At 40.0% G+C, this 3,804-nt stretch carries 2 protein-coding genes; both read left to right on the plus strand.

Features of this window, described 5'->3' with window-relative positions:
* The first annotated feature begins 814 nt into the window (after positions 1–814).
* Positions 815–1,336: a plasmid mobilization relaxosome protein MobC gene (gene mobC, locus N518_RS0114970; RefSeq protein WP_026444468.1), complete on the plus strand. Its 522-nt coding sequence runs from the start codon at positions 815–817 to the stop codon at positions 1,334–1,336.
* Positions 1,337–1,339: 3 nt separating this feature from the next.
* Entirely contained in the window at positions 1,340–3,739 is a 2,400-nt protein-coding gene (locus tag N518_RS16505) for a relaxase/mobilization nuclease domain-containing protein (protein WP_228133351.1), read from the plus strand.
* The last annotated feature ends 65 nt before the right edge of the window (positions 3,740–3,804 follow it).

Raw genomic sequence — 3,804 nt, forward strand, 5'->3', positions numbered from 1 at the left:
TACTATGATAAGATTAACCCGTTAGGTCAGGTGGCCTAACTTAAATAAAAAAGTCTCCGACAAACCCGGTACGGTTCAATTAATAGAATTTATGTATTAATTTCATAAGACAGAATAATAAATTTAAAAAATTGTGATGCACTTCACATACTGTCCGTTTCTAACAAAAAACCGTCCGTTTCTAACAAAAACAAAAGTGTTACATCCCCAAATTAAAACGTTACATGTCACGAGTTAAACCTGAAATTTGAAAGATAGATGTGTGTTATTTTTCTTCATTGTTAATTATTAATTAATTGATATTTATCTAAAATATTATTTTATTTAGCAGGGGAAACAAATTCATTGAAAATAAGAATACGATGCTGAAAACGATATAAATTTGATGAATAACTCAAAAATAAATAAAAAAACAAACCTCAACACATTTTTTAAAGAAATCTGCATAATTTCAAGCCAATTTCAAATTTTTTAAGATTTTTTAGATATAAATCTATATCAATGAACATTAATTCGAGATTGAACGCTGATTTACAACTCGTTTCCGTTTGAGAAATAAAGTAACTCTTTCAAAAAAATAGATGATTTCGTTCAAAAAAACCCGAAATTCGACGGATGGGATTTGAATTTTTTAATTCCTTTATGCTTGGGATTCAGGAGGGGAAATTGTTCTTAAAAAGAGCAGTTTATTAAGCAAGCCTACCTGTAGCTACAAAAATAAAGTTCTACGAACTTCACTTTTGGTACGCAACAGGGCTTGTTAGGGGCGACCCCCTAAGACCCCATAAATCACCAATCCGAACAGGATAGATAAATGAAAAGGACCAAACGTGAAATCACGAAGCGACTTCGTTTTAATGCTGAACAGGGGGCGCAGTTAGATAGTTTTCTTCAGGAACATGGAATTGGATTTACCAAGCTGATTCATATCCTTATTCAGCGCGAGTTATGTCGATGTTGGCCACTTGTTCACCAGACCAGTGAAGAACAAGCCCTTAGTGAACCTTCTAAGCTGTGGCAGTCCGTACCACTCAAAAAAAGATCCTTAAAAAATACAGTGGGTCGCCCGATACCCAGTGCCGACCCTCAACTCTTACTGGAACTTGGCCGAATCGGAAACAATATCAACCAGATTGCACGTTCACTGAACTTCTTATGTCTTCAACAAACTGAAGACATTCAGAAGTTTTCCTTTGTCGATTGCGTAGATGTTTTGGTCACGATTCAGTCTGATTTACATCTATATCTTCCTGTGCTCCCAAAATATTTTGTTTCTGATCAGCTTGCGAAAAACAGAAAAGCAGAAGCAATTCAACGGGTAATGGAGGATCGATAGATTATGCTCATCAAATTTTTAAAGTCAGGCACAGGCGATCCAAAGCTGGCAGCAGCCTATGTAACAGGTGAGCAGGATCATCAAGGTGACCGACGAGCAGGAGTAAAAATCCTGAGAGGAGATCCTGCTACCTTTGCGATCATTGCTGAAAGTATCAAGTTTCAATACTGCTACACCTCTGCAGTGATTGCCTGGTCGCCCGAAGACCATGTATCAGATGCACAGCTTGAAGAAGTTCTGGATCTGTTTGAGGAACATGCTTTTGCCGGATTGAGTCCAGAACAATATCACATGACAGCTGTAATGCATGCTGAGGACGATGGCTCACGCCATCTACATATACTGGTCCCTCGAATTGAACTGAATTCAGGAAAATCATTAAACATTGCTCCACCAGGACATCATCATTACTTTGACCCACTGCGTGATTTTTTAAACCATAAATATGGTTGGGCAAGACCCGATGACCCTACACGTATAAAGAGCATAAAACTTAAAAATCATCATGAGATGCAAAACGCAGCTGCAATTAAAGCCGGTATGCAGCATCTGCCCAAAAAGACCCGTCTGGAGTTAATTCACCAATATGTAGAACAACGCATTGTCTATGGAATCATCAATAACCGAGATGATTTGCTCAAGAGTCTGTCTGAACTTGGTGAGTTAAGTCGAAAACATGATCACTACATTTCACTTAAGACCAGTTATGGAACAGACCGTTTAAAAGGGAAGTTTTATCATGCAGAGTTTTCATTCGATGCTTACCGAAAAAATCGAGCAGGACCGGAAGCAGCACGAGCAGTATTGCCTGGACATCCGGCAGGACTTGCAGCACCTTCAGCAGAACTCACAGAATGCCTTAAGCGACTTGAACAAGTTCGAAGAAAACGTTTTACGTATCACCAAAAATATTATCGAACCGGAATTCCTGAGACTGGAGACTCTCTCGAACCACTATCAGGATTATCGGCAGCGCCTGGAGCAACAGTTAAAGCAAAGCTTGGCGGAAACCCAGACTATCGATCTGGAATTGATGTTGTACAACATCAAAACCGACACCCAGTTTCAGGACATTCTGAAGCTACATCAGCGCCAACAGAAAATCTTGCAAAATCTACAGATCGATTTGAGCAGGAACAGGGAATTACTCGACCAGATACAGCAGAGCAGCGAGCAAGAGCAACAGAACAGCAGTGCACTACGCAACGACCTTCTCAACATGATGCCATTGCTGAAACAAATACAGCAGCAATGCCGCAACAACAGCTCTCAAGCGAAATCAGCAGAACAGTTAAGCCATCAGCTTGGAGATGGAATCAGTTTGATACAGCAGCTCCATCAGCAATGCAAAAAAATACTGTGGTGTCTTGGGATATTCGGCACATTCAGCATGCTGTCACTGCTCAGGGATTTTATCTAAATATCGGAGTGCAACATGATAGAAACATTGTTACAAACCCAAAAAAACCAGTTAATTCTCCAGCTAAAGGGCATGATTCAAGCTTTGGAACACAAAACGGAAGTGCTTCAGGAGGAAGCCCGGCATCACCAGCAGGTCTTCGAAGCCCAGAAAGCATACATCGACGAACTCATGAAGTCACAAAAGCTTCAGAACGACTATCAGGAGCTTATGCGCAAAGAAAACATTCTTATGATGAAGAAACTGAACGATATGAAGCAGAAACTAATCGAGAGAGACAAGATCCTCAGGCGCTATCAAGACGAAATCAAGAAAGAGATATCTTACAAAGAACTAATCGATTCTTTAACAGCATTTGGGGGCGAATTAGAGCTACGTTTAAAACTGTTATTGACCAGCTCACACCTTCGCCCACTGATACAGGAAGAACTCCAGAGCAGTTTAAGACCGTATCTAAACGCCTTGAGACAGTTGGAATCGATCGACTGGTCAACCTTGCAAGACGAAGAGCTGAACACCGAAAACTTATTGAGCATGTTAGAAGAGTTAAAGCAGAAATAGAGGCCAGTAACCAACCAAAAAATGATCCTCTTGTGATAAAAACTATCAGTGCCGAATTGAAGAAAATGAAAATACGATATATAGATTTATATTTGGATGACGCGTATATATATGCAAATAAGGCTGAAGGCTGCTTTCATGACTTATGTGATCCAAACATCGCACCCGAAAGTAAAAAAATGGATATGGAGGGATACATCCACTTTATAGAAGAATGTTTAAATGAGTTCAGGGTGCAGTTGCCTCGGATGAATACCGGGGAAACTGAGGGATTTGAGAACCTGATGACAGTCGTTGAATTGCATATTAAAGAACTCAATACCACTAACCTAAAGATAGGGCCAACAATTGACTTAAACGAGGCACAGCAGTATCTGGGAGATATGGTTCAGGATGTTCGAGCAAAATTGGCCCTGTACTAGCTCAAACCTGATCTGACAGTTACCCGATTTTTATTGTGCCTGTCAGGTTAAATTTGAGCTAAATT

The organism is Acinetobacter sp. UNC436CL71CviS28, from assembly GCF_000620525.1.
Lineage (GTDB): Bacteria > Pseudomonadota > Gammaproteobacteria > Pseudomonadales > Moraxellaceae > Acinetobacter > Acinetobacter radioresistens.

Excerpts from the sequence above, each read along its gene's own strand:
- mobC (WP_026444468.1), top strand. The coding sequence starts at position 815 with ATGAAAAGGACCAAACGTGAAATCACGAAGCGACTTCGTTTTAATGCT.
- N518_RS16505 (WP_228133351.1), top strand. The coding sequence starts at position 1,340 with ATGCTCATCAAATTTTTAAAGTCAGGCACAGGCGATCCAAAGCTGGCA.